The sequence below is a fragment of the Acinetobacter dispersus genome, assembly GCF_009884975.1.
Classification (GTDB): Bacteria; Pseudomonadota; Gammaproteobacteria; order Pseudomonadales; family Moraxellaceae; genus Acinetobacter; species Acinetobacter dispersus.
On the sequence record NZ_CP041970.1, the window covers coordinates 1,023,089 to 1,046,681 of the forward strand.

Genomic DNA, 23,593 nt, shown 5'->3' on the forward strand with positions numbered 1-23,593 from the left:
CATGAAAAGATTTCTCTTTTATGATTAAGCCCAAGAGATAAGGGGGTTACATGCTCAGTCGTCAATTAGAAGTATCGTTACGTTTGGCTGTTAGCATGGCTCGTCAAAAGAGACATGAGTTTCTGACAGTTGAACATTTGTTGCTTGCCTTGCTAGATAACGACTCAGCCGTAAATGCATTAAAAGCATGCGGTGCAGATATCGTTACTTTGCGTAAAGAATTAGAGGAATATGTAGAGCAACATACCCCAAAACTTGGTGATAATAGCGAACAGGCACCTCATCCAACTGAGAGCTTTGATCGAATTTTGCAACGTGCAATTTTCCATGTTCAGTCAAGTGGTGGTGATCGTACGGTTGAAGGTGCGGATGTTTTAGTTGCGATGTATTCGGAACGAGATTCTTTTGCAGTTTATTTATTAAAGCGTCATCAAATTAACCGTTTGACTTTGACTCAATATTTATCTCATGGCACACGTAAAGATGAGATTCAAGTTGAAGAAGAAGTTGAGGATATTGAAGGTGAAAGTGCAGCTTCAGCGAATGCTGGACCACTTGAGCAATACACGCTTAACTTAAACATCGAAGCACAAAAGGGTAAAACTGATCCTTTAATTGGACGTGAAAAAGAAATTGAGCGTGCGGCTCAGATTTTATGTCGTCGTCGTAAAAACAACCCATTATTAGTGGGTGACCCAGGTGTGGGTAAAACCTCGATTGCAGAAGGTTTGGCATGGTTAATTGTGAATGGTAAAGCGCCTAAACCACTTGCGAATGCTGAAGTCTATAGTTTAGATATCGGTGCATTGGTTGCAGGGACTAAATATCGTGGCGACTTTGAAAAACGTTTAAAACAACTGTTAAATGCGTTGAAGAAAAATCCAAATGCGATTTTATTCATTGATGAAATTCATATGATCATTGGTGCAGGCTCAAGTATGGGCAGTACGATGGATGCATCGAATTTAATCAAGCCGGCATTGGCAAATGGTAGCTTGCGTTGCATTGGTTCAACGACCTTCCAAGAATATCGTCAGGTGTTTGAGAAAGACCATGCTTTATCGCGTCGTTTTCAAAAAATCGATGTGAATGAACCAAGCGTTGGCGAAACGATTGAAATTCTACGTGGCTTGAAAAACAAGTTCGAAGATTTCCATCATGTGGAATACGACGATAAAGCTTTAGTTGCTGCTGTTGAGCTGTCAGCTAAATTTATCAATGATCGCTTTTTACCAGATAAAGCGATTGATGTGATTGATGAGGCTGGCGCGCAACGCCGTTTGAAAGCAGAAGTCGATGGTACAACCATCTCAGTTGAGAATATCGAAGATATCGTTTCTAAGATTGCCCGTATTCCACCGAAAACTGTTTCTAAAGATGATAAGTCTGTACTTGAGAATCTGGAACGTGATCTTAAACGTGTGGTATTTGGTCAGGATGAAGCGATTACAGCACTAGCATCAGCGATCAAATTATCTCGCGCAGGTCTGAAAGCACCAGATAAACCAGTAGGTAGTTTTGTCTTTGCTGGTCCAACAGGTGTGGGTAAAACCGAGGTCACTAAACAACTGGCAAAATTGCTTGGTGTAGAGCTAGTTCGTTTCGATATGTCTGAGTATATGGAACGTCATGCGGTTTCTCGCTTGATTGGAGCACCTCCAGGTTATGTTGGCTATGATCAAGGTGGTTTGCTGACCGATGCGATCCATAAAAATCCGCATTGTGTACTGTTGCTGGATGAGATTGAAAAAGCGCATCCAGATGTATTTAACTTGTTATTGCAAGTGATGGATCATGGCGCTTTGACCGATAACAATGGTCGTAAATCTGATTTCAGAAATGTGATTATTGTGCTCACCACCAATATTGGTGCAGAGAGTATTGTCCGTGCAAGTATTGGTTTCACTGAGCAAGATCACAGTGCCGATAACCAAGATGCGATGAAACGCGCATTCTCACCTGAATTCCGTAATCGTTTAGATGGTGTGATTCAATTCAAATCACTTCCAACCACAATTATCGATTCAGTGGTAGACAAATTCTTAACCGAGTTGCAAGCGCAGCTGGATGAGAAACAAGTCGTGCTTGAGGTGGATCAAAGTGCACGTGATTGGTTGTCTACCAATGGTTATGACCGCCTCATGGGTGCTCGTCCGATGCAACGCTTAATTCAAGAGCATTTGAAAAAGCCTTTAGCTGAGATGATTCTGTTTGGTGAGCTTGCTGAGCATGGTGGTAACGTTGCGGTTTCTGTGAAAACAGAAAATGGCAAAGAGGTTGGCTTAAAACTGGAAGTCTTTGAAGATCATATTAACCCGAGTGCTGAACCTGCTTAATGTTTGAACTTTCTTTCTCGATAACCCAAGTACTTAAAGTATTTGGGTTATTTTTCGTCACAGCAATTGCTGAAATCTTAGGTTGTTATTTTCCATATTTGATTTTGAATCAAGGAAAATCACATTGGTTATGGATTCCTACAGCTTTAAGTTTGGCTGTTTTTGTGTGGTTACTTACTTTGCACCCCGCAGCATCTGGTCGTATTTATGCGGCCTATGGCGGAATTTATATTTTTACAGCGCTGATGTGGTTACGTTATGTTGATCAAGTTATGCTAACGCGTTGGGATATCTTAGGTGGTATTGTGGTTGTGTGTGGCGCTTGCCTGATTATTTTACAGCCACAAGGATTGGTTCGTTAAATTGATATCAGCATGGTGCTATTTATCCATGCTGATATAAACCATATAAAAACTAACTGAGTACATAGCTTTCATTGATCCCGCATTCTTCAACAAAAGTTTTATCATGCGAGACCAGTATCACAGCACCATTAAAAGAGCGAATCGCTTGTGCAAGTAACTCCCGAGATTCTATATCCAGATGATTCTCTGGTTCATCCAAAAGTAATAAATCTACTGCTTGTTGTTTTAAAGCGAGTAAGGCGGCTTTTAGTCGTTCACCGCCGCTCAAATTTCCTAAAAGACTAAGTGCCTTGTCTCTACGGATTTGTAAATTTCCTAACAGTGTACGTGCCTGTTGCTCGGTCAGATTTGAATCTATACCACATAAATATTCAACGGCAGATAGATTTTCATTGAGTAAGGAAAGATTTTGATCTAGATAAACAGAATTTACTTTGCAATAAATCTCTCCAGCAAGTGGTGGAATTAAACCTCGAATCGTCTTAAGTAAGGTGGATTTACCACTGCCATTTGCGCCACTTAAATGTAATTTTTCACCAGTCGATAGCGCAAGGTCAATCGGCCTTGTTTTTACATAAGCAAGTTGTAATTTCTGGCAGCGTAAAATTTCACCCGATTTACCAGTAGTTTGAGTAAATTCAAAAGACTGTGATTTAAGATATTCCAGTTTCGTTTGTTTTTGCTGTAACTCATCTTTTGCATCTGCAAGCTGTTTACTCTGTTGTTTGCGTAGGTGAGAAAGAGATTGCTCAGATTGTTCTTTCTTGGCATCCAATAAGATAGGAGCTTGAGATCCTGAGGCTCTTAACTTTTCACCCGTTTTTTTGCGCTTTTGTGCTTTCATCTGGCTTTGAAGCTGTTGCTCTTTGAGCTGTTTTAGCTCGCGTTTTTCTTGTTGAACAGTTTGTGATAATGCTTCGACTTGTGTTTGATGCTGTTGTTGATACAGCGTGTAGTTACCACCGTAATAATGTATGCCAAACTGATTGAGCATAAAAATGCCCTGTACATGAGCCAAAAGCTGTCGGTCGTGGCTAATGATAAGCCCACCTGTAGGATGCTGTATCATTTGGCTGATTAACCATTCTCGTCCCCGTGTATCTAAGTGATTACTGGGTTCATCCAGTAATAGATAATGATCTTTGAGTAGAAATAGCCGACACAGTGCGAGTTTGGTTTTTTGGCCTTCACTCAAATGTTGAGTTGGTGTATCCAGTGCAGTAGGTAATCCCGCACTTTCTAATAATTGTTGCCATTCGATTGGTAAGTGCCAAACATGTTCAACCTGATCATAATCGCTAAATGAAGCAGTACCTTGCTGGATGCGCTCAAAGCATGCATGCAAATCTTCAATCTCCAAGGCTTGAGCAATGGTGTTTGCTTGGACACGCTGGAGTTGAGCAAGATGCTGATGTGGACATTGCCATGAGATTTGGCCTGAATAGGTTAATTCAGAAGCGAATTGGTTTTGTAAAATAGACATCAGCAGTGATTTACCTTGACCATTACGTCCAATCAATCCGCAAAACTGATTTAAGGGTAATTGGAATGCAAGCTGATCGAAGAGTTTTTGCTGGGCTAATTCGAGTGATAGGTTTGAAACAATACATGCCTGTTGAGTCATAAGAAACCTCATAAACAGGATATGCAAAATAGAAAAATATAGATAATTTTAGTAGGTGTTGCTAAATGATAGATAAGTCTATTTTGCACATCAAAAAGAAAAAGGATTTTGATGATAAAAATAGGGCTTACTTCATTGGCGTAATCTCAGAATGGTTTATTTTTCAGCTATTCTATGGATGAAAACAATAAAGGTCAAATTTTACTATTTTCAAGTTTTGATTAAAAAAACATAAAAAGTGCTTGTCAAATGCTGAAATAGTGCGTAATTTAGGAGTTAGGAACAGTTTTTTAGATATTTGAAATAAACATGTTAAAGCATACTGTAAACACAAACGCATACTTTTATTTTTGGCAATATTGTTAGTTGCCTGATGCGTTTCGGGCAGCAAAAAGGGTTGCCCAACCAGTTAATACCTGATCGGCAACACCGATCAGGTTTTTTTATGCTTTAACAAACATCATTTTAGGAGAAATACCATGTATACATTTAACTATTCATATTTTAGCAAGATTTCTTGGTTTTACTTTGCAAAAAAATCAACATCGCTTAGATCACACTTGCTCAAATAAATGATAGGACTGCGAAGAAGGCCAGTCCAAAGGAATTGAAAATGAATGCTTTAAATACTGCTTTGACACAACCACAAACACATACAAAAGAATCAATGCTTAGCTTGCCATCACAACTCAAAGCGCAGTATCCCTTGTCTGCAACTTTAGCGCAGCAAATTTCAAAACATCGTCAAACGATTCAGAATATTTTATCTGGACATGATCATCGCTTAATGGTGATTACAGGTCCTTGCTCGATTCATGATCCTATCGCAGTACTCGAATATGCTGATCGCCTACAACAACTACAAGAACAGGTCAAAGATCAAATATTCTTGGTGATGCGTGCATATATTGAAAAGCCACGTACGACTGTGGGTTGGAAAGGTTTCTTATACGATCCAAATTTAGATGGATCATCAGATTTACAACTGGGTTTAGAAAAATCTCGTCAGCTTTACTTGCAGCTAATCGAGAAAGGTTTGCCAATCGCAAGCGAAATTTTAAGTCCAATGGCGACAGGTTATTTTGATGACCTATTGGCTTGGGGGGCAATTGGTGCGCGTACCAGTGAGTCTCAAATTCATCGTGAAATTGCCAGCCATATGCCATACAGCATTGGTTTCAAAAATGGTACAGATGGTTCGATCCAAATTGCTTTGGATGCGATTCAGTCAGCACTGCATGGTCATCAATTTTTAGGAATGACTCAACAAGGTTTGCCTGCAATTTTGCATAGTGAAGGTAATCCGTTACCACATTTAATTTTACGTGGTTCAAATCAGGGTACCAACTATGATTTGGCTTCAATTCAAGCGATGCATTTCAAGCATAAGCAATTACCGGCATTGGTGATTGATTGTAGTCATGGTAATAGCGGTAAAGATCCCTTATTACAGCCACAGGTTTTACAGCAAATTATTGCAGAGCGTGCTGAGTCGAAAGTGCGTGGTGTGATGATTGAAAGTCATCTGATTGATGGTAATCAAAAAATTTCCTGTGACATGACCTATGGCCAGTCGGTTACGGATGGTTGCCTAGGTTGGGATAAAACAGCACAAGTGTTGTTGGATGTTGTTGAGAAAATGCGACATAAAAAATAAACCAGACATAAAAAAGCCAGTCTTAAGACTGGCTTTTTTCTTGTGCTAGAACTAAGCAGCTTGGATGGATTGAGCTGCAAGAAAATGACCAATCTCTTGGCTGAACTTTCTCGGTTCAGTAATCAGTGGGGTATGCCCAGAACGTTCAAAATACACGGCTTTAGCATTACTCAAGCTATTCGCAATGAGGGTTTGTCCCGTTTCTGGATAGAGTGTCGATTCGCGACCAATAAAGAAGGTGGTTGGGCAACTGAGTTGACCGATGGCTTCACGATAATCTTCATTATGGTTTAGGTAGTTTTCTACATACCACAGTAAATAATCTAAACGCTGAATCGGTAGTAGATATTTTTGTAAGAAGGGACGATGCAGGGCAAGTTTAAGGATTTTAGGGCTATAATTATTGCTACCTTGCAGTTCAATAAAATCACCCCATAAGCTGACCAGCTTGTAGCGGATATCATCGGGTAAATCCTCTAGCTGCTGAGCATGTTTATAGTCAAGTAATAGCGTTTGAATCTCAAGTAATAGATTTTTAAATTGAGGATGTTTTGGGCCAAATAAACCATATTGCCAAGAATCATCAACCGCAATTTTAGGGGTTTGATCAATATGCAGATAGGCCTTAAGTTTCTCAGCTAAGCCACCATGCTTCATACCATGCATAGCTGTAGTTGCACCCATGGAATAGCCCATTAGGATGAATTGATCGAGCTTTAATTGTTTAATCAGTGAATCTACATCATTCCAATGACTTGAGATCGCATCTAGCTCTGGAATCGCACAATTCTTTGAACCACCAAAACCACGCCAGTCGGGAATGATAAATTCATATTGTTTACGGTTAGCAAATAAGAAAGGGAGCCATTGCCAGCTTTGCATGCCCAGTCCGGATAAGACAAGCACAGGTTCGCCTTCACCAACACGTCGTACAAATAATTTTTCTTGATCGGGCATGGTATAAAACGGCATTATTTTTCTCCACTATCGTTGGCTTCTTCAAACTTTTTCAGTTGAGGAATCATTTGTTCCAACCATTTTATCCATTCATTTTCTTTAATGATACCGAGTTCCAGAATCATCTTATGGATAAACAAAACACGATTGGTTGGTTGGTTATCTTTAAAATCTTTATCATGAATTGCTTGATAAAGTCTTAATTTTTCCTTATGCAATACTAAGTGACGCTCTAATTCGGGCAAAATATTATTGCCACCGAGTTGAGCTTCAGCTCTTAACCTGACCATGAGATCATCACGGAGTTGAGCAGGTTCACTTTGTTGTTCAATCCATGATGCCAGTTGTATTCTTCCAAGTTGTTCAACTTGATAGGTTTTTTTACGGCTGTTGGCAGCTTGTTCTTCTAATGTAGAAATCCATCCTTTTTTAAGCATACCGTTGAGTTCACGATAAATCTGCTGATGAGTCGCATTCCAAAAGAAGCCCATTGAACGGTCAAAGCGACGAGCCAAGTCAAAACCTGTACTTGGTTTTTCCAATAAGCTGGTCAGTAAAACATGGGCGAGTGACATGATGTTCCATAATAAAAAAATGACTCATCAGAATTATGCAATATGTTGCATAAAAATCAAATCTTGTTTATAACTTTATGCAACAAGTTGCATTAGCTAGCAGAGTGCGAGCCAAAGGAGAAACCATGTCAGCTTATCCACATTTACTAAAGCCACTAGATTTAGGCTTTACCACCTTAAAAAATCGTGTCCTTATGGGGTCTATGCATGTTGGCTTAGAAGAAGCGCCACAAGGTTATGAACGTATGGCTGCATTTTACGCGGAACGTGCCAAAGGTGATGTTGGGTTAATCGTCACAGGTGGTATTGCTCCAAATGATGCAGGTCTTACATTTGCACATGCTTCTAAATTAGATAGTATTGCTGAAGCAGAAAAACATAAAGTGATCACCCAAGCGGTACATGATGCAGGTGGTAAAATCGCGATGCAGATTTTACATACGGGGCGTTATTCATATCAGCCTGAGATTGTTGCACCTTCTGCGATTCAGGCACCGATTAACCCAATCAAACCAAAAGCATTAAGCTCTGCCGAAGTACAGCAAACCATTGATGACTTTGCCAACTGTGCCAAGCTTGCACAGTACGCGGGCTATGATGGGGTTGAGATCATGGGTTCGGAAGGCTATCTAATTAATGAATTTATTGCGGCTCGTACCAACCATCGTGATGATGAATGGGGTGGTAGTTATGAAAATCGTATCCGTTTCCCGATTGAAATTGTAAAGCGTACCCGTGATCTAGTCGGTGAAAACTTTATTATTATTTATCGCTTATCGATGCTGGATTTGGTTGAAGGTGGTTCAAGCTTAGAAGAAGTCATTCAACTGGCGAAAGCAATTGAAAAAGCTGGCGCAACCATTATCAATACAGGGATTGGCTGGCATGAAGCACGTATTCCAACCATTGCAACCAAAGTACCACGCGCTGCATTTACATGGGTGACTGAAAAGCTGAAAGGTCAAGTTTCAGTTCCATTGATTACCTCGAACCGTATTAATACGCCTGAAATGGCAGAACATGTATTGGCTTCTGGTCATGCAGATATGGTGTCTATGGCGCGCCCAATGCTGGCCGATCCTGAGTTTGTATTAAAAGCCAGTGAAGGTCGTAGCGATGAAATCAATACCTGTATTGGTTGTAACCAAGCTTGTTTAGACCATATTTTCTCAATGAAAATTGCCACTTGCTTAGTCAATCCACGTGCTTGTTACGAAACTGAGCTGATCTTTAAAGAAGCGAATGTGGTAAAAAATATTGCGGTGATTGGTGCAGGTCCAGCAGGTTTGAGCTTTGCGGTATATGCTGCAAGTCGTGGTCATAAAGTTAAAGTCTTTGATGCAAGCAATCAAATTGGTGGTCAATTCAACATTGCCAAGACCATTCCAGGTAAAGAAGAATTCTACGAAACTTTACGTTACTTCAAGCGTCAAATTGAATTACAGCCAAATATTGAGCTGGTACTGAACCACACAGCCACTTATGAAGAACTTAGCCAAGCTGACTATGATGATATCGTGGTTGCAACAGGCGTGACACCGCGTCAGTTGCAATTTGAAGGGATTGATCATCCAAAAGTATTGAGCTACATCCAAGTGTTGAAAGAGCGTGTAGCTGTAGGTAAGCGTGTTGCCATTATTGGTGCAGGTGGTATTGGCTTCGATACGGCAGAATATTTAACCCATGAAGGTGATAGTGGCAGCTTAAATCCTGAAAAGTTCTATGCAGAATGGGGGATTGATACTTCTTATGAGCATGTGGGTGGCTTAAAACCAGCTGAGTTAGAAAAGTCAGAACGTGAAATTTACTTATTGCAACGTAAGAGTGCATCTGTTGGCGCTGGTCTGGGTAAAACTACAGGCTGGATTCATCGCACAGGCTTAAAGCATCGTGATGTGAAAATGATTGCTGGAGCAAGCTACGACAAAGTGGATGATCAAGGTTTGCATATCACTGTAGATGGGCAAAGCCGCGTGCTTGAGGTCGATAACGTGGTGATTTGTGCAGGTCAAGAGTCTTATACCGCGATGTTTGATCAGCTTAAAGCGGACGGTAAAAATGTTCACCTAATTGGTGGTGCTAAAGAAGCAGGTGAGTTGGATGCTAAACGCGCAATTCGCCAAGGTGCTGAATTAGCAGCAACGCTATAAATAAACCGTGAGCATTTTCTATTGAGGAAATGCTCATGGACATATCGATTAAATCTCAAGGAAGCAAACAATGACACTGGAAACAACAAAACAAGCTTTAGAAAATTGGCATCAGATGATTAAAACAGGTGATCTATCCAATTTAAACGATTTACTGGCTAATGATGTGGTGTTTCGTTCACCCGTTGCTTATAACCCTTATGAGGGAAAACATGTGGTTTTTTTTATTTTGACCAATGTGATTCAAGTTTTTGAGAATTTTACCTATCACCGTGAATTTTACACTGAAGATGGTGAAAATGTGGTGTTGGAATTCAGTGCCAATGTGAGTGGTAAATCATTGAAGGGCATCGATATGATTCGCTTTAATGAACAAGGCAAAATCATTGATTTTGAAGTGATGATTCGCCCAATGAGCGGTTTGGCAGCACTGGCAGAGAAAATGGGTGCACGATTCGCCAAATACCAACCGAATTAATGGCTATAAAATAGCCTAAGTAATATTGAGAGAATTAGAATGTGGTTAAAGCTTTCAACTTTTGCCTTATTACCTGTATTACTCGTACAAGGTATGAAAGTTCGTAACAATACACCACGTCTTTTAGAAGCAAGTGGCGACCGCAATGGTATTGTTGGGCAGGGTCAGCCACTATCTTTACTTATACTCGGTGATTCGGCAGCAGCGGGTGTTGGGGTTGAAACACAGCAACAGGCTTTATCTGGGGCGATTATCTCTGAGCTACAACATGAATATCAGTTGCAATGGAAATTGCATGCTAAAACAGGTGATACCACTCAACAGGTTTTTCAAGCAGTACAACAGTTAGATCAGCAGTGCTATGATGTTGTTATCACTTCAATTGGTGTCAATGATGTGACTAAACTAACATCAGCAAAATCTTGGCTTAAACAACAAAAACAGCTATTCAGTTATATTCAAAGACATTTTCAACCTAAACTTATTATTGTATCGGGTGTACCACCAATGCAGCATTTTCCCGCTTTGCCAAATCCTTTGGCTTGGTTATTTGGAAAGTATGCAGAACAAATGAATCAGGCCTTACAACAATGGCTAGCACCACAATCGCAATTTCGATTTATTCAATATGATATTGAAGCTTTTCAAGCAATGGATTTGCCAATGGCAAGCGATGGTTTTCATCCAAGCAAAGAAATTTATGCCATTTGGGGACAACAGGTCGCAACTTTGGTGCGACAAACATTTACTCATGCTTAGATAGAGGCGGTTATTGAATATGGGTATATCTGCTTTAGATAAAATCAAAGTGTTAGGTTCGGAGTTATTCGATTCAATGCTCGGTGCTGAGCAACCCAAAATGTACTATGACCCGAAAGGGAAAATTAAAGATGTTTTGGAAAAACTACCACAGTTAAAGCAAAAATATCGTCCAACCCCTTGGTTGAGTAACACGCATATCCATCTGCTATATTTTGATGTGATTCGTAAGAAATCGATCAAGCTTGAATATGACCGTGTTGATCGATTGATTATGCAGGATGGTGGTATTACAGCAGTTGCGTGGTATGGATATAATCTTCCTGCTGAAACACCAACTGTTGTGATTATGCATACCATTACAGGGACACCTGAAAGTATGCGTGAATTGGTCAAAGATCTGCATGAATATACAGGTTGGCGAATTGCACTGTGTTTACGCCGTGGTCATGCGGGCCTGCCGATGCCTGTCCCTCGAATCTCACTTTTTGGATCGACCAGTGACCTGAAAGAACAGCTTAGTCACATTCAAAACTTGTTTCCAAAATCTGATCTTTATGCGGTTGGCTCTTCCGCAGGAACGGGTTTATTGGTTCGATATTTGGGTGAAGAGGGTGAAAATACGCCATTTAAAGCTGCTTTTGCTATGTGCCCAGGTTATAACACAGAGATCGGCTTTAAAAATGTGCATCCTTTTTATAGCAAAATGATGACCAAGAAATTATTTAAATATTTTATTTACCCGTATCAGAATACATGGGGCCAGATTTCTTCTGTAGAAAAAGTGTTGACGACAACGAGTCTTGAAGAATTTGAGAAAGAATACTTTGAAATGGCTGGATTTCAGGATTATCAGAGTTACTGCCAAGCCATTAACCCGATTTATGTATTTGAGAATGTCAAAATTCCACTGATGATTCTGAACTCAGAAGATGACCCAGTCTGTTCAATTAAAAATTTGGAACCTTATAAAGATCAGATCCAGCATATGGAGAATATTGCGGTGGTCACGACCAAAAAGGGTAGCCATTGCGGTTTTTATGAAAGCTTAAGTGTGAAGTCGTGGGCTTCACGTTTGATGGCAGATTTTTTTAAGAATTACTGAATCTATTGATAGCAAAAAGCCAGTTGAAAGCAACTGGCTTTTTGCTATTCACGAATCAATTAGTTGTTCAAAGCAGGCGTTGCAGCGGCAATTGCAGCAGCGACAGCGTCATCTTCACTTTGAGCTGGTGCTGATGGTTTTGCAGTTTTCACAGGTTGTTCTGCTTTAGGCTGTTCTGTTTTTGCTGGTTTTTGTTCAGCTTTTACAGGTTTCGGCTCTTCTGCACGTGGAGCTTCAGTTGGTGTTTGTGTTGCAGCAGGGGTTTCTGTTTGAACAGGACGAGTCTCACGACGAATCTCAGTCGTCGTATTCTGTGTTTCTTCACGCGTTGTTTCTACAACAGGCGCTGGAGCTTCGTGTTTATCAACACTTTCTAAAGACTCGAACTCTTGGATTTTTTCAGGCTCAGGCTGGGTTTGAGTCTCAGTTGCTGCCTGTTCTTGCTGCTCTTCGTTTTTTGGTTCTTCTTTTTTCACACAAGCAGTTAATAAAAGACCAGTCGCAAGTGCTGCACAAATTAAAAGTTTTTTATTCGCCATTGCTAAAACAACATATCAAATTAGGACAGCAGCAATTATAACAGTAAATCTATGTGAAGAAATCCCTGTGAATTGTTGAGTTTGTTTATATTTTATAAATGCTTGCAATTAAACAGACGAGCAGCAAAGAATTTAAAAGTGATGAATGCAATATTTTAGGTGTCGCTTTAACTGATTTTGGCCTGTTAAACGTAATTTATGGATGAAAAATCCACAAAACCCGTAAATTTTTATCGAAAATGCTGATAGAATAGCCAGTTGTTTATAGTTCTTTGAATTGATGCGGTTTGACTTTGCTTTATAGGGGCAGAGTACAGTAAAATTGCCCAACATTGTAGGCCGATTTCGGCTCGATTGTACGAGAAACTCAATGACCCATTTTATTTTTGTCACTGGTGGTGTGGTTTCATCACTAGGTAAAGGTATTTCTGCTGCTTCTGTTGCTGCACTTTTGGAAGCTCGTGGCTTAAAAGTCACTATGGTAAAAATGGATCCATACATTAATGTCGATCCAGGTACCATGAGCCCATTTCAGCACGGTGAAGTTTTCGTCACAGAGGATGGTGCTGAAACTGACTTAGATTTGGGATATTACGAACGTTTCTTACGTCGTGCGAAAATGACCAAACTGAATAACTTTACCAGTGGGCGCGTATATCAAGACGTTTTAAATAAAGAACGTCGTGGTGACTACTTAGGTGGTACGGTTCAAGTTATTCCACATATTACAGACAACATTAAAGAACGTGTACTTCGCGCAGGTGAAGGTTACGACGTTGCAATCGTTGAAATTGGCGGTACAGTTGGTGATATCGAATCACTTCCATTTATGGAATCAGTACGTCAATTGATGGTAGAGCTTGGTCATAAACGTACCATGCTCATGCATTTAACTTTGTTGCCATATATCAAATCTGCGGCTGAGTTAAAAACCAAGCCAACTCAGCATTCTGTGAAAGAGCTTCTTTCAATTGGTATTCAGCCAGATATCTTAATCTGTCGTACTGAATATGATGTTGACGTTGATACTAAACGTAAAATTGCATTGTTCACGAATGTGGAAGCGCGTGCCGTTGTGGTATGTAAAGATGCGAAAACGATTTATCAAATTCCGCGTACATTCTACGAGCAAAATGTTGATGACTTGATCTGTGAGCGTTTTGGCTTTAATGATCTTCCAGAAGCAAACCTTGAAGATTGGGATAACGTTGTAGAAGCATTACTGAACCCTGAATACACAGTTCGTGTTGCGATGGTAGGTAAATATGTTGAACTTCCAGATGCTTATAAATCTGTGAATGAGGCACTTTTACATGCTGGTATCCAAAACCGTGTCAAAGTTCAGATTGACTATGTCAATGCTGAAGAGCTTGAACAGCAAGACATTAGCATTTTAAGTACTGCTGATGCGATCTTGGTTCCAGGTGGTTTTGGTGAGCGCGGTACTGAAGGCAAAATGAAAGCCATTCAATATGCACGTGAAAACAAGATCCCATTCCTTGGTATTTGTTTAGGCATGCAATTGGCGGTAATTGAATATGCGCGTAATGTTGCTGCAATGCCTGAAGCGAGTTCAACTGAGTTTAACCGTTCAACAAAATATCCATTGATTGGTTTAATTACTGAATGGTTGGATGAACGTGGTGAGCTACAACAACGTAGTCTTGAGTCTGATTTGGGCGGTACCATGCGTTTAGGTGCGCAAAAGTCTGAGCTTGTTGAAGGTACCAAGACTCGCGAAGTTTATGGTAAAGCTGAAATTACTGAACGTCACCGTCACCGTTATGAAATGAATGATCGTTTTATTCCAGCACTTGAAGAAGCAGGTATGAAAATTTCAGGCTATTCATCAGTACAACATTTGGTTGAAACTGTAGAAATCCCTGAACATCCTTGGTTTATTGCTGTACAATTCCACCCAGAATTTACAAGTTCACCACGTGATGGACACCCATTATTTGCTAGTTTTATCGGGGCTGCTAAAAATCAGCACCAAAAGTAAGTACTGAGTTTTAAATAAACTGGGAAAGTTTAAATGTCACAATTAAAACCACAAGAAGTTGTACGTTTAGGCGATATACAAATGGCAAATCATTTGCCATTTGTATTATTTGGCGGAATGAACGTATTAGAGTCAAAAGATTTAGCATTTGAAATTGCTGAAACTTATGTTGATATTTGCAAGCGCTTAGATATTCCTTATGTATTTAAGGCGAGCTTTGATAAAGCAAACCGTTCAAGTCTGAACTCTTACCGTGGACCAGGTTTAGAAAAAGGAATTGAATGGCTTGCAGACATTAAAAAGCATTTTAATGTGCCCATTATCACTGACGTTCATGAGCCTTACCAAGCAGCACCTGTTGCTGAAGTTGCTGATATCATCCAACTTCCTGCCTTTTTAAGTCGTCAGACTGATCTCGTTGAAGCAATGGCCAAAACTCAAGCCATTATCAATATCAAAAAAGCACAATTCTTAGCACCACATGAAATGCGTCATATCTTGCATAAGTGTTTAGAAGCTGGAAATGACAAACTCATTCTTTGTGAGCGTGGTTCAGCATTTGGTTATAACAACTTGGTTGTTGATATGCTGGGCTTCGATACCATGAAAGAAATGAATGTGCCAGTATTCTTTGATGTTACCCATGCATTGCAAACACCAGGCGGACGTGCTGATTCTGCTGGTGGTCGTCGTGCCCAAATCACGACTTTAGCGCGTGCAGGTATGGCAACAGGATTGGCAGGTTTATTCTTGGAAGCACATCCTGAGCCAGAAATCGCAAAATGTGATGGACCATGTGCATTGCGTTTATCTCAGCTTGAGCCATTCTTGGCGCAATTAAAAGAATTGGATACTTTAGTTAAAGGATTCAAAAAGTTAGACACCCACTGATGCAATAACTTGCATCTTGTTTTTCATTCAACAGAGGAATTGTTCATGAGCCAAATCGTTGACATCCGTGCACGCGAAATTTTGGACTCTCGTGGTAACCCAACCATCGAAGCAGACGTTATTTTAGAATCTGGGGTTGTTGGTCGTGCATGTGCACCATCTGGTGCTTCAACTGGTTCTCGTGAAGCTTTAGAACTTCGTGATGGCGATAAAGCACGTTATTTGGGCAAAGGTGTTAAAACTGCGGTTAATAACGTAAATACCATTATCCGTGATGCTTTAGTGGGCAAATCAGTATTTGAGCAAAAAGACATCGATAATACGATGATTGCGCTTGATGGTACTGAAAACAAAGAAAAACTAGGTGCTAACGCAACTTTAGCTGTTTCATTGGCTGCTGCTCGTGCCGCTGCAGATGAAAAGAAAATCCCTCTTTTCCAATATATCGCAGATCTTCGTGGTCAAACGACTTTGACGATGCCTGTACCAATGATGAACATCATCAACGGTGGTTCGCATGCAGACAACAATGTTGATATTCAAGAATTCATGATTGAGCCTGTAGGCTTCACATCATTTGCCGAAGCATTACGTGCAGGCGCTGAAATCTTCCATTCTCTAAAATCAGTTTTAAACAAAAAAGGTTTAAATACTGCTGTTGGTGATGAAGGTGGTTTTGCACCAAACTTGCGTTCAAATGAAGAAGCGATCACTGTTATTCTTGAAGCAATTGGTCAAACGGGTTACAAAGCTGGTTCTGATATTATGCTGGCACTTGACTGCGCGTCTTCAGAATTCTACAAAAATGGTCAATATGTTCTTGCTGGTGAAGGCAATAAAGCATTCACAAGTAACCAGTTCTCTGACTATTTAGCAGGTCTTGTAAACCAATACCCAATCATTTCGATTGAAGATGGTTTAGATGAATCTGACTGGGAAGGTTGGAGCTACTTAACCTCAATCCTTGGTGACAAAATCCAGTTGGTTGGCGACGATTTATTCGTAACTAATCCTAAGATTTTACAACGTGGTATTAATGAGAAAGTTGGTAACTCGATTCTGATCAAATACAACCAGATCGGTACATTGACTGAAACTCTAGATGCAATCTACCTTGCGAAAGCAAATGGTTATAGCACTGTAATTTCACACCGTTCAGGTGAAACTGAAGATTCAACGATTGCTGACTTGGCAGTAGGTACAGCAGCTGGTCAAATCAAGACAGGTTCACTTTGCCGTTCTGACCGCGTAGCGAAATATAACCAATTGCTTCGTATCGAAGAATTAACGAATGCAGCTTACCGCGGTAAAGCTGAATTCAAAGGTCTAAACTAAGGTCAATTTATCTATGTTGAATACTTCTGATCGTCTTTCTTTACAAAAGACAGAAACTCTGCAAATTCATAATCATATAGAATTTGCAGATGATCTTCCTTGTAAGAAGGATGTAGGGATTTTTTCATGCTAGATATGTTTCGATCGACCTCGAGTAAATTGATTCTGTTGCTTGTCATCTTTTTGGTGGCAAGCTTGCAGTACCAATTTTGGCTAGGTGAGGGAGGGTATTTTTCTCACCAAGCTTTGACTCAACAAATTACCCAACAAGCAGAAATTAATACTGAGCTCAAAGAGCGAAATCGTATTTTAGCCGCTGAAGTTTTTGATTTAAAAAGTGGTAGTGAAGCCATTGAAGAGCATGCCCGTTTAGATTTAGGTTTGGTCAAGCCGAATGAAACTTTTGTGCAAATGAGTACCATTAGTACCCATTACAAACCAATTTATATCGATCCAAACGCAAAAGAAGATACAGCAACAAATGAAAACCCAGACTAAGCTGTGGGCGGTTGTACCAGCAGCAGGTTCGGGCAGTCGTTTTTCAAAAACTGAATTAAAACAATATCAGTATATTCAAGATCATACTGTACTTGAACATACGGTTAGTCGACTGAATTCCTTAGATTTAGCAGGTTGTGTACTCGCCATTGGTGAGCAAGATAATTTCGCGAAAACCCTCTCTTTTCAGCACAAAGAGAAGCTACATTTTTGCATTGGTGGCACTGAGCGTGTCCATTCAGTTTTAAACGCCTTGATCTATTTATCTGACATTGCTCATGAAGATGATTGGGTGTTGGTCCATGACGCTGCACGTCCATGTGTTACTTCGGATTGTTTAATCCGTTTGGTTGAATCTGCCCAGCATTCAAATCAAAGTGCAATTTTAGCGATTCCTGTGCGTGATACGCTTAAACATGTCGTAAGCCAAAATCAGATTGGAAAAACAGTCAGCCGTGAGTTTTTGTGGCAGGCACAGACACCACAAATGGCTCGATTACATGTGTTAAAAAGTGCAATTGAACAGGCCTTAGCAGACCATACTGTGATTACAGATGAAGCAAGTGCTTTAGAACATGTGAATGAGCCTGTAAAAGTGGTACAAGGTCGTTCAGACAATATCAAGATTACCTATGCAGATGATTTAGAGCTTGCTCGGTTAATTCTGCAATCTCAAAGCCATTCTTAATTTTCTTCAATTGATGCAATATTTTTTGGGTTATTGCAAAATAGCCTAAGTAAATTTAGATGAAATTTCTTATTTTTACACCATTCTAAATGACAAAATTTCTACTATTTGTTAAATTTGAATAACATACTTTATAACGGATCAACAAATGAAAAAATTATTAATTGCGGGCCTTTTTACTTTTTCTTTAGTTGGCTGCGCAACAACACCTCAACAGCCACAAGATACTGTACAAGAAACAATCCGCTATTCATCTAGCCCTTGTTTTGGCGCATGCCCAATTTATTCTGTTGAGATTACACCTGAAGGTGCTGTCCATTTCGATGGCAAACAATACACCAAGGTGACAGGTACTCAAGATTTAACAGTTGATCCTTCTGTTTATAAGAAACTGCAACAAGAGTTAAAAACTTATCGTCCTGCAACCGGTGCAAATGTAAAAACAACTGGTTGTCAAGAAACAGCAACAGACCAACCAAGTGCTTATTTCTCGTGGAAAAAGCCTGATGGAACTGTAACAAAGCTTAGCCATTACACAGGTTGTATTTCACCAGCAAACACTGAGTTGAATAAAGTAATTGATAAATTACCAAAATTGATTGGTATTGAAGATCTAGTACGTTAAGTGCAGTTTTGATCTTTAGAAGGCTTAATTACCAAAGGTAGTTAAGCCTTTTTTTAATTGTAGATCAATTTGTTCTTTAGTTAATATTCATAATAATATATTATAAAAATATATAATGATCGGTGAGAGGATGATGACAAGTATTATTCTAGCTTTGTTTGGTGGCGCGTTAATTGGGGTGGCGGCTGTTGGCTATCTATATGTCAATGGGCGTATAGCGGGTGTGAGTGGGCTGATCGCACAATTATTACAGCCAAAAACCTTTTTCAAAAGTTCAGCTTTTTGGTTTCTTTTAGGTCTAAGCATTACACCTTTCATTTATCAAATGTTTGTAAAGCCTGAAATTATCATGCAGTCGTCTCCACTCGCTTTGATTTTTGCTGGACTGTTGGTGGGCTTTGGAACACGTTTAGGTTCAGGTTGCACCAGTGGCCATGGGATCTGTGGGATTAGCCGTTTATCGCCACGTTCAATTATTGCCACAATCACATTTATGTTTGCTGGCTTTGTTACTGTGTATGTGGTGCGTCATCTTGTGGGGATAGCATAATGAAAAATCTATTTGCATTTCTCTTTGGCAGCATATTTGCATTAGGCCTATTGGTTTCAGGAATGTCAAATCCAGAAAAAGTATTAAGCTTTCTAGATGTTTTTGGCGCGTGGGATATTAGTTTGATGTTTGTGATGATTGGTGCAATTGTAGTTGCATTTATCCCATTTCAAAAAGCCTTGCGCAGCCCGAAAACATTATTAGGAGAGCCGCTGGCTTTACCAAACAATAATCAAATTGATAAGAAGTTGATTACTGGTGCGATATTATTTGGTATTGGCTGGGGAATTGCAGGTATTTGTCCAGCACCGGCATTGACTTTGATTGGACTAGGTTATTTTGAGGTTTGGTATTTTATTGCAGCAATGCTGCTTGGTATGTTGATTCATCGTCTTTGGGCCAAACAGTAGGAGAAATGCAGTGCAACAGCCAATCATCAAAGCTTTCTTCGACGAAAACAGTAATACCTTTAGCTATGCCGTGCATGATCCTGAAACAAAGCATTGTGCCATTATAGACAGTGTGTTGGATTATGATGCTGCCTCGGCATCAACATCTACACAGCACGCAGATGAGATCATTGCTTATATTGAATCTCAAGCCCTTACAGTTGAATGGATATTAGAAACGCATGTTCATGCCGATCATTTAACGGCATCACAGTATTTGAAATCCAAGCTTGGTGGCAAAATTGCCATAAGCGAGAAAATTGCGATTGTTCAGGAAACATTTAGTGCAATTTATCATATGGATATGAAGTATTTTAATACACATCAGGTGTTTGATTATTTGTTCAAGGACAATGAACATTTTCGTATTGGTAACCTAGAGGCATATAACATACCTACACCTGGACATACGCCAGCGTGCTTAAGTTATGTGATTGGCGATGTTGTTTTTATTGGTGATACCTTATTTATGCCAGATTATGGAACGGCGCGCTGTGATTTTCCAAAAGGCAGTGCAAATATCTTATTTGATTCCGTGCAAAAGCTGTATCAATTGCCAGAATATACCCGCGTTTTTTTATGTCACGACTACAAGCCAGAAGGTCGCGATAAATATATTTATGAAACAGATATTCGCGCGCAAAAACAAAGCAATATTCACTTAAATGCAAAAACGCTCAAGCATGACTTTGTACAAATGCGCCAAGCACGTGATACGACTTTGTCGATGCCCAAGCTGATTTTGCCTGCGATTCAAATTAATATGGATGCAGGTAGATTGCCAGAACCTGAGTCTAATGGAATCCGCTACTTAAAGTTGCCTCTGAATTACTTTAATCAATCATAGAATACTTAATTGCTCAAAAGGATTTGAGCGATGTCTTTTTCATGCACATTGAGAATGAAAAATGAAGCTTAGGTTTTGTTTGAATACTTAATTGTTATGTTATAACATAACAATTGAAAATAAGGAGTTCAATGTGCGTTACAAAGCCTTGGCAATAGCCATTCTATTTATTAACCATCAAGCATCTGCAAATGAGCAGGACAGTCCTGTAATCTTGCCAAACATCAGTTTAAAAGCAGAAACTGATCTTTCAATCGGGAACAATACTGTTGTAGAGAATAGAAATACACAAAATCAAACTTTAGGAGATGCACTTAAGCAGGTGTCAGGCGTGCAAAGTAGTGCCTTTGGTCCGAATTCTGGTGCACCTATCATCCGCAGCTTAAGTGGTAATCGAGTACAAATTCTTGAGGATGGGCTCTCTGCTTATGGAATGAATGCAATCAGTGGCAATATTGCAATTCCTTTTGATCCTTTATTTAATCAATCTATTCAGGTGAATAAGTCATCGGATAGTGTGCGATACGGCGGAAATGCAATTGGTGGTAGTGTAAATGTAGAGAATGGCCTGATTAACAAAGAAATTCCCAAGAAAGATCATAATTTAGAGTTGGCTGCTCGAAAAGGTTGGAATAATGCAGATGCGCATGGTTTTAAACTGAATCTAAATAATCAAAGCAACTTTTCAACCAACTTCTTATTTTCAAAACAGGACATTTCGTCTTATAAGATTCCTGGGCAGAGCAAAGCCGAACTTTGTAATAGTGCAGTTTTCCCAACAACAGGTGGTGTGAATTCAGCGTTGGCAGATGCTTGTCAAAAAGATACGCGCATACAGCAGATTTATAACACCGCATCGCAAAAATATATTGACCAATTTATGACTGAAAATCCAGATTGGGCAGATGGAAGGTTTTCATTCTATACCGATAAACCCTCATCTGTTTGGAGTGGTAAGACATATATCAACCCAGTAAATCCTGAATATATTGCTGACACACCCAAGTTTAAAGAAAATAGAATTAATAACGATGTGACACCAAATTACAATCGAAAGCTAGGCAATAGCTATTTGGAAAATCAGCATTATGCGATCGGAAGTACTTACTTTCTGGAAAATGGCTATATTGGCTTGAGTGCAGATTCCCAGAAAAATGCATACGGCGTACCAGGATTTTCTTTAGAAAATAAGTCGTTTCAATCTTCTTATGATGATGGTCTACCTGTAGGAATAAAGACGGATCAACGAAAATATACATTGGATAGTCAATATAATTTTGATACGCCATTTTTGAAGGGAATCGACTTCAAAGCGAATCAAGTGATCAATCGTTCAGGTGAATATTTAGGTACGCAGCTTGCAAATGATTACCGCTTTGATACCAAACAAGCTGAGTTACTATTCAGACATCAACCTTTGCCGTACTTAAATGGTCTACTTGGGCTGAGTCAGAGTAATCGAACCATCGAAGGACAGGGCAAGTTACGCTATCTTCCTAATGTAAAAACCAAAACACATGCGATCTTTATCCAAGAAAAAATTGACCTGAATCGTATATCTTTCGATGCAGGCTATCGCCAAGAAAGTATTGATCACAGGATCAAAGACAGTGACTTTAAAGTATCTCGTAACTCGCCGAATACCAAGTTGCAAGATACCAATTTCGATTTAGAAAGCTACAGTTTTGGTTCATATCTCAAAATGAATGACTATCTAGGCATGAAGCTTAGATATTCAGTATCGGAGCGTGCACCAGAGCTGAATGAGCTTTATGCGAGTGGCAACCATTATTCTATTATGATTAATGAGCAAGGAAATCAAAAGTTAGAGCCTGAAAAATCTAAAAATACAGAGTTGACAGCTTTGTTCAATTATCAAGATTTTAATCTTGAGGCTACTGTATATAAGATGAAATTTGAAAACTATCTCTATCTCACGCATTCAGGCATGCAAACGGCGAACCGCTTACCTCTCAAATACTGGACTCAAACAGATACAGAAATCACAGGCTTTGAAGTTGATCTAAAACAGAAAATCAATACACAGCGTTTGGGGCTTTTTACCCTAGGTACGTTTGCTGATTTTGTAAAAAATAAAAACTTAAATCCAAATCAATATAGCTTATTTAATGATGGCAATTATTTACCAAACATGCCAACAAGCCGTTATGGCGCAAGCGTAGAGTGGAGCAACGGAGATTGGGCTGCACGCCTCTCAAGTATTTATTATGATAAACCTAAATATCTAGGAAAGAATGTTTCGGAAGAAAAGCCTTTACCAGCCTTCAATATGGTTGATATGCAGATTAGCAAGCATTTAAAATTAAAGAATTCTGATATTGACGTGTTCCTAAACGGTTCAAATCTGCTGAATGAGGAAGCGAGACCACATAATTCTCCTTTGAAATATATTGCACCACTACCAGGGCGCGGTTTTCAGCTTGGGATTAATATGAAGATATAGTTGTTTGAATCTTCTAATTTAAAGTTTATCCACTGGAAGAAATACTCAATAAAGACTTCCAGTGGTTGTTCTTTTGAACGATTAATTTAGATTTTTTAATGAATTTTTGACGATTAAATCATGCACCAATGAGACAGGAAGCATGTAAATCTTTCCAAAAAGATTGTAAGTGATCACACTGGTTGTGACAGTTAACTTATTCTTAAGCTCATCATGTTCCCGAAGCTGTAATGCGACCAATACACTGAGATGTTTATCTGTAGACTGTAAATATAATTCCTTGTCCGTAATTTTTACCACATCAAAAAAATCCAACTTTTCATTGATCGTAACATTTTCTGGTTTAACCGAATTAAAGCCTTTGATCGGTTGAACGCCTCCAAACTTTAAACTTAAAAAATCTCTAATCCTAAAGGCGATACGTAGCCAAAAAGGTGGATGACCTGTCATTAAGTTATAAACTTGCATCACTGTCAGATTCTTGTCGATGTATTGATGTGCTTCATGCAGGTAGTTAAGCGATGCTAATGGAGCAACCAAAGGATGAAGATCATTCTGATGTTCCATTGCACTTATTCCTAGACTTATAGATATATGAAATTTATAATAATTTATAGATGAATTACTGAATGTATGCCAATTACATTATCTGACGATTATTTTAAATTTGGCTTGATATTCTAGTATAAAATGGCTTTT

22 protein-coding genes are annotated in these 23,593 nt (G+C 39.3%); 17 read left to right on the forward strand and 5 right to left on the reverse strand.

The annotated features are described in order from the left end of the window. Positions 1–50 precede the first annotated feature (50 nt). Together clpA and FPL17_RS04555 are read left to right on the forward strand one after the other, a co-directional pair. A complete protein-coding gene (clpA, locus tag FPL17_RS04550) occupies positions 51–2,336 on the forward strand; it encodes an ATP-dependent Clp protease ATP-binding subunit ClpA (protein ID WP_159883525.1) in 2,286 nt (761 codons plus the stop codon). Next, complete coding sequence (locus tag FPL17_RS04555) at positions 2,336–2,698, forward strand: YnfA family protein (RefSeq protein WP_005257818.1); 363 nt, start codon at positions 2,336–2,338, stop codon at positions 2,696–2,698. The genes clpA and FPL17_RS04555 overlap by 1 nt, the downstream gene beginning before the upstream one ends. A gap of 52 nt (positions 2,699–2,750) precedes the next feature. Here FPL17_RS04555 and FPL17_RS04560 read toward each other — a convergent pair whose 3' ends face one another. Beyond that, a complete protein-coding gene (locus tag FPL17_RS04560) occupies positions 2,751–4,325 on the reverse strand; it encodes an ATP-binding cassette domain-containing protein (RefSeq protein ID WP_159883527.1) in 1,575 nt (524 codons plus the stop codon). Positions 4,326–4,938: 613 nt separating this feature from the next. On the opposite strand from FPL17_RS04560, the gene FPL17_RS04565 reads away from it, so the two are divergent. Continuing rightward, entirely contained in the window at positions 4,939–5,982 is a 1,044-nt protein-coding gene (locus FPL17_RS04565) for a 3-deoxy-7-phosphoheptulonate synthase (RefSeq protein WP_159883529.1), read from the forward strand. A gap of 51 nt (positions 5,983–6,033) precedes the next feature. Here FPL17_RS04565 and FPL17_RS04570 read toward each other — a convergent pair whose 3' ends face one another. After that, positions 6,034–6,954 carry an alpha/beta fold hydrolase gene (locus FPL17_RS04570; protein ID WP_159883531.1) on the reverse strand — a complete coding sequence of 307 codons (921 nt, stop codon included), beginning with the start codon at positions 6,952–6,954 and terminating at the stop codon, positions 6,034–6,036. After that, entirely contained in the window at positions 6,954–7,514 is a 561-nt protein-coding gene (locus FPL17_RS04575; protein WP_159883533.1) for a PadR family transcriptional regulator, read from the reverse strand. The genes FPL17_RS04570 and FPL17_RS04575 overlap by 1 nt, the downstream gene beginning before the upstream one ends. 125 nt (positions 7,515–7,639) lie before the next feature. On the opposite strand from FPL17_RS04575, the gene FPL17_RS04580 reads away from it, so the two are divergent. The 4 genes from FPL17_RS04580 (at position 7,640) to FPL17_RS04595 (ending at position 12,006) form a co-directional block, all read left to right on the forward strand. After that, a complete protein-coding gene (locus FPL17_RS04580; RefSeq protein ID WP_216070850.1) occupies positions 7,640–9,664 on the forward strand; it encodes an NADPH-dependent 2,4-dienoyl-CoA reductase in 2,025 nt (674 codons plus the stop codon). A gap of 70 nt (positions 9,665–9,734) precedes the next feature. After that, positions 9,735–10,142 (forward strand): nuclear transport factor 2 family protein, encoded by a 408-nt coding sequence (locus tag FPL17_RS04585; RefSeq protein ID WP_159883537.1) that lies wholly within the window; start codon positions 9,735–9,737, stop codon positions 10,140–10,142. A 39-nt stretch (positions 10,143–10,181) separates the two neighbouring features. Next, on the forward strand, positions 10,182–10,901 hold the full coding sequence (locus FPL17_RS04590) for an SGNH/GDSL hydrolase family protein (protein WP_159883539.1): 720 nt from the start codon (positions 10,182–10,184) through the stop codon (positions 10,899–10,901). A 19-nt stretch (positions 10,902–10,920) separates the two neighbouring features. After that, positions 10,921–12,006 (forward strand): YheT family hydrolase, encoded by a 1,086-nt coding sequence (locus FPL17_RS04595; protein ID WP_159883541.1) that lies wholly within the window; start codon positions 10,921–10,923, stop codon positions 12,004–12,006. 59 nt (positions 12,007–12,065) lie between these two features. Here FPL17_RS04595 and FPL17_RS04600 read toward each other — a convergent pair whose 3' ends face one another. Continuing rightward, complete coding sequence (locus tag FPL17_RS04600) at positions 12,066–12,545, reverse strand: hypothetical protein (RefSeq protein ID WP_005188213.1); 480 nt, start codon at positions 12,543–12,545, stop codon at positions 12,066–12,068. A gap of 370 nt (positions 12,546–12,915) precedes the next feature. Between FPL17_RS04600 and FPL17_RS04605 the strand changes: the two genes are divergently transcribed. From FPL17_RS04605 to FPL17_RS04650, 10 genes are all read left to right on the forward strand, one after another. Continuing rightward, positions 12,916–14,547, forward strand: a complete 1,632-nt coding sequence (locus tag FPL17_RS04605) for a CTP synthase (protein ID WP_004772379.1) — start codon at positions 12,916–12,918, stop codon at positions 14,545–14,547. Positions 14,548–14,580: 33 nt separating this feature from the next. Then, positions 14,581–15,438, forward strand: a complete 858-nt coding sequence (gene kdsA / locus FPL17_RS04610) for a 3-deoxy-8-phosphooctulonate synthase (RefSeq protein ID WP_005153309.1) — start codon at positions 14,581–14,583, stop codon at positions 15,436–15,438. A gap of 45 nt (positions 15,439–15,483) precedes the next feature. After that, complete coding sequence (eno, locus tag FPL17_RS04615; RefSeq protein WP_151715178.1) at positions 15,484–16,773, forward strand: phosphopyruvate hydratase; 1,290 nt, start codon at positions 15,484–15,486, stop codon at positions 16,771–16,773. A gap of 126 nt (positions 16,774–16,899) precedes the next feature. Further along, positions 16,900–17,271: a cell division protein FtsB gene (ftsB, locus tag FPL17_RS04620; protein WP_159883543.1), complete on the forward strand. Its 372-nt coding sequence runs from the start codon at positions 16,900–16,902 to the stop codon at positions 17,269–17,271. Further along, the gene (gene ispD, locus FPL17_RS04625) at positions 17,255–17,959 is read left to right on the forward strand and encodes a 2-C-methyl-D-erythritol 4-phosphate cytidylyltransferase (RefSeq protein ID WP_159883545.1); all 705 of its coding nucleotides are present in this window, start codon (positions 17,255–17,257) and stop codon (positions 17,957–17,959) included. The genes ftsB and ispD overlap by 17 nt, the downstream gene beginning before the upstream one ends. 148 nt (positions 17,960–18,107) lie before the next feature. Further along, complete coding sequence (locus FPL17_RS04630) at positions 18,108–18,584, forward strand: DUF6438 domain-containing protein (protein ID WP_005204016.1); 477 nt, start codon at positions 18,108–18,110, stop codon at positions 18,582–18,584. A gap of 133 nt (positions 18,585–18,717) precedes the next feature. After that, positions 18,718–19,134, forward strand: coding sequence for a YeeE/YedE family protein (locus FPL17_RS04635; protein WP_159883547.1), 417 nt, complete (start codon positions 18,718–18,720; stop codon positions 19,132–19,134). Beyond that, positions 19,134–19,544, forward strand: a complete 411-nt coding sequence (locus tag FPL17_RS04640) for a DUF6691 family protein (protein WP_159883549.1) — start codon at positions 19,134–19,136, stop codon at positions 19,542–19,544. Before FPL17_RS04635 ends, FPL17_RS04640 begins: the two co-directional genes overlap by 1 nt. 10 nt (positions 19,545–19,554) lie before the next feature. Further along, on the forward strand, positions 19,555–20,430 hold the full coding sequence (locus FPL17_RS04645; protein ID WP_159883551.1) for an MBL fold metallo-hydrolase: 876 nt from the start codon (positions 19,555–19,557) through the stop codon (positions 20,428–20,430). A gap of 133 nt (positions 20,431–20,563) precedes the next feature. Beyond that, the gene (locus FPL17_RS04650; protein WP_159883553.1) at positions 20,564–22,894 is read left to right on the forward strand and encodes a TonB-dependent receptor; all 2,331 of its coding nucleotides are present in this window, start codon (positions 20,564–20,566) and stop codon (positions 22,892–22,894) included. Positions 22,895–22,975: 81 nt separating this feature from the next. Here the strand turns inward: FPL17_RS04650 and FPL17_RS04655 are convergent, their stop codons facing one another. Next, positions 22,976–23,461 (reverse strand): DUF2867 domain-containing protein, encoded by a 486-nt coding sequence (locus tag FPL17_RS04655; protein ID WP_159883555.1) that lies wholly within the window; start codon positions 23,459–23,461, stop codon positions 22,976–22,978. Positions 23,462–23,593 lie beyond the last annotated feature (132 nt).

What these genes read in the sequence shown, in the direction of transcription:
- clpA (WP_159883525.1), top strand. Translation starts at nt 51, where the DNA reads ATGCTCAGTCGTCAATTAGAAGTATCGTTACGTTTGGCTGTTAGCATG.
- FPL17_RS04555 (WP_005257818.1), top strand. Translation starts at nt 2,336, where the DNA reads ATGTTTGAACTTTCTTTCTCGATAACCCAAGTACTTAAAGTATTTGGG.
- FPL17_RS04560 (WP_159883527.1), bottom strand. Translation starts at nt 4,325, where the DNA reads ATGACTCAACAGGCATGTATTGTTTCAAACCTATCACTCGAATTAGCC.
- FPL17_RS04565 (WP_159883529.1), top strand. Translation starts at nt 4,939, where the DNA reads ATGAATGCTTTAAATACTGCTTTGACACAACCACAAACACATACAAAA.
- FPL17_RS04570 (WP_159883531.1), bottom strand. Translation starts at nt 6,954, where the DNA reads ATGCCGTTTTATACCATGCCCGATCAAGAAAAATTATTTGTACGACGT.
- FPL17_RS04575 (WP_159883533.1), bottom strand. Translation starts at nt 7,514, where the DNA reads ATGTCACTCGCCCATGTTTTACTGACCAGCTTATTGGAAAAACCAAGT.
- FPL17_RS04580 (WP_216070850.1), top strand. Translation starts at nt 7,640, where the DNA reads ATGTCAGCTTATCCACATTTACTAAAGCCACTAGATTTAGGCTTTACC.
- FPL17_RS04585 (WP_159883537.1), top strand. Translation starts at nt 9,735, where the DNA reads ATGACACTGGAAACAACAAAACAAGCTTTAGAAAATTGGCATCAGATG.
- FPL17_RS04590 (WP_159883539.1), top strand. Translation starts at nt 10,182, where the DNA reads ATGTGGTTAAAGCTTTCAACTTTTGCCTTATTACCTGTATTACTCGTA.
- FPL17_RS04595 (WP_159883541.1), top strand. Translation starts at nt 10,921, where the DNA reads ATGGGTATATCTGCTTTAGATAAAATCAAAGTGTTAGGTTCGGAGTTA.
- FPL17_RS04600 (WP_005188213.1), bottom strand. Translation starts at nt 12,545, where the DNA reads ATGGCGAATAAAAAACTTTTAATTTGTGCAGCACTTGCGACTGGTCTT.
- FPL17_RS04605 (WP_004772379.1), top strand. Translation starts at nt 12,916, where the DNA reads ATGACCCATTTTATTTTTGTCACTGGTGGTGTGGTTTCATCACTAGGT.
- kdsA (WP_005153309.1), top strand. Translation starts at nt 14,581, where the DNA reads ATGTCACAATTAAAACCACAAGAAGTTGTACGTTTAGGCGATATACAA.
- eno (WP_151715178.1), top strand. Translation starts at nt 15,484, where the DNA reads ATGAGCCAAATCGTTGACATCCGTGCACGCGAAATTTTGGACTCTCGT.
- ftsB (WP_159883543.1), top strand. Translation starts at nt 16,900, where the DNA reads ATGCTAGATATGTTTCGATCGACCTCGAGTAAATTGATTCTGTTGCTT.
- ispD (WP_159883545.1), top strand. Translation starts at nt 17,255, where the DNA reads ATGAAAACCCAGACTAAGCTGTGGGCGGTTGTACCAGCAGCAGGTTCG.
- FPL17_RS04630 (WP_005204016.1), top strand. Translation starts at nt 18,108, where the DNA reads ATGAAAAAATTATTAATTGCGGGCCTTTTTACTTTTTCTTTAGTTGGC.
- FPL17_RS04635 (WP_159883547.1), top strand. Translation starts at nt 18,718, where the DNA reads ATGACAAGTATTATTCTAGCTTTGTTTGGTGGCGCGTTAATTGGGGTG.
- FPL17_RS04640 (WP_159883549.1), top strand. Translation starts at nt 19,134, where the DNA reads ATGAAAAATCTATTTGCATTTCTCTTTGGCAGCATATTTGCATTAGGC.
- FPL17_RS04655 (WP_159883555.1), bottom strand. Translation starts at nt 23,461, where the DNA reads ATGGAACATCAGAATGATCTTCATCCTTTGGTTGCTCCATTAGCATCG.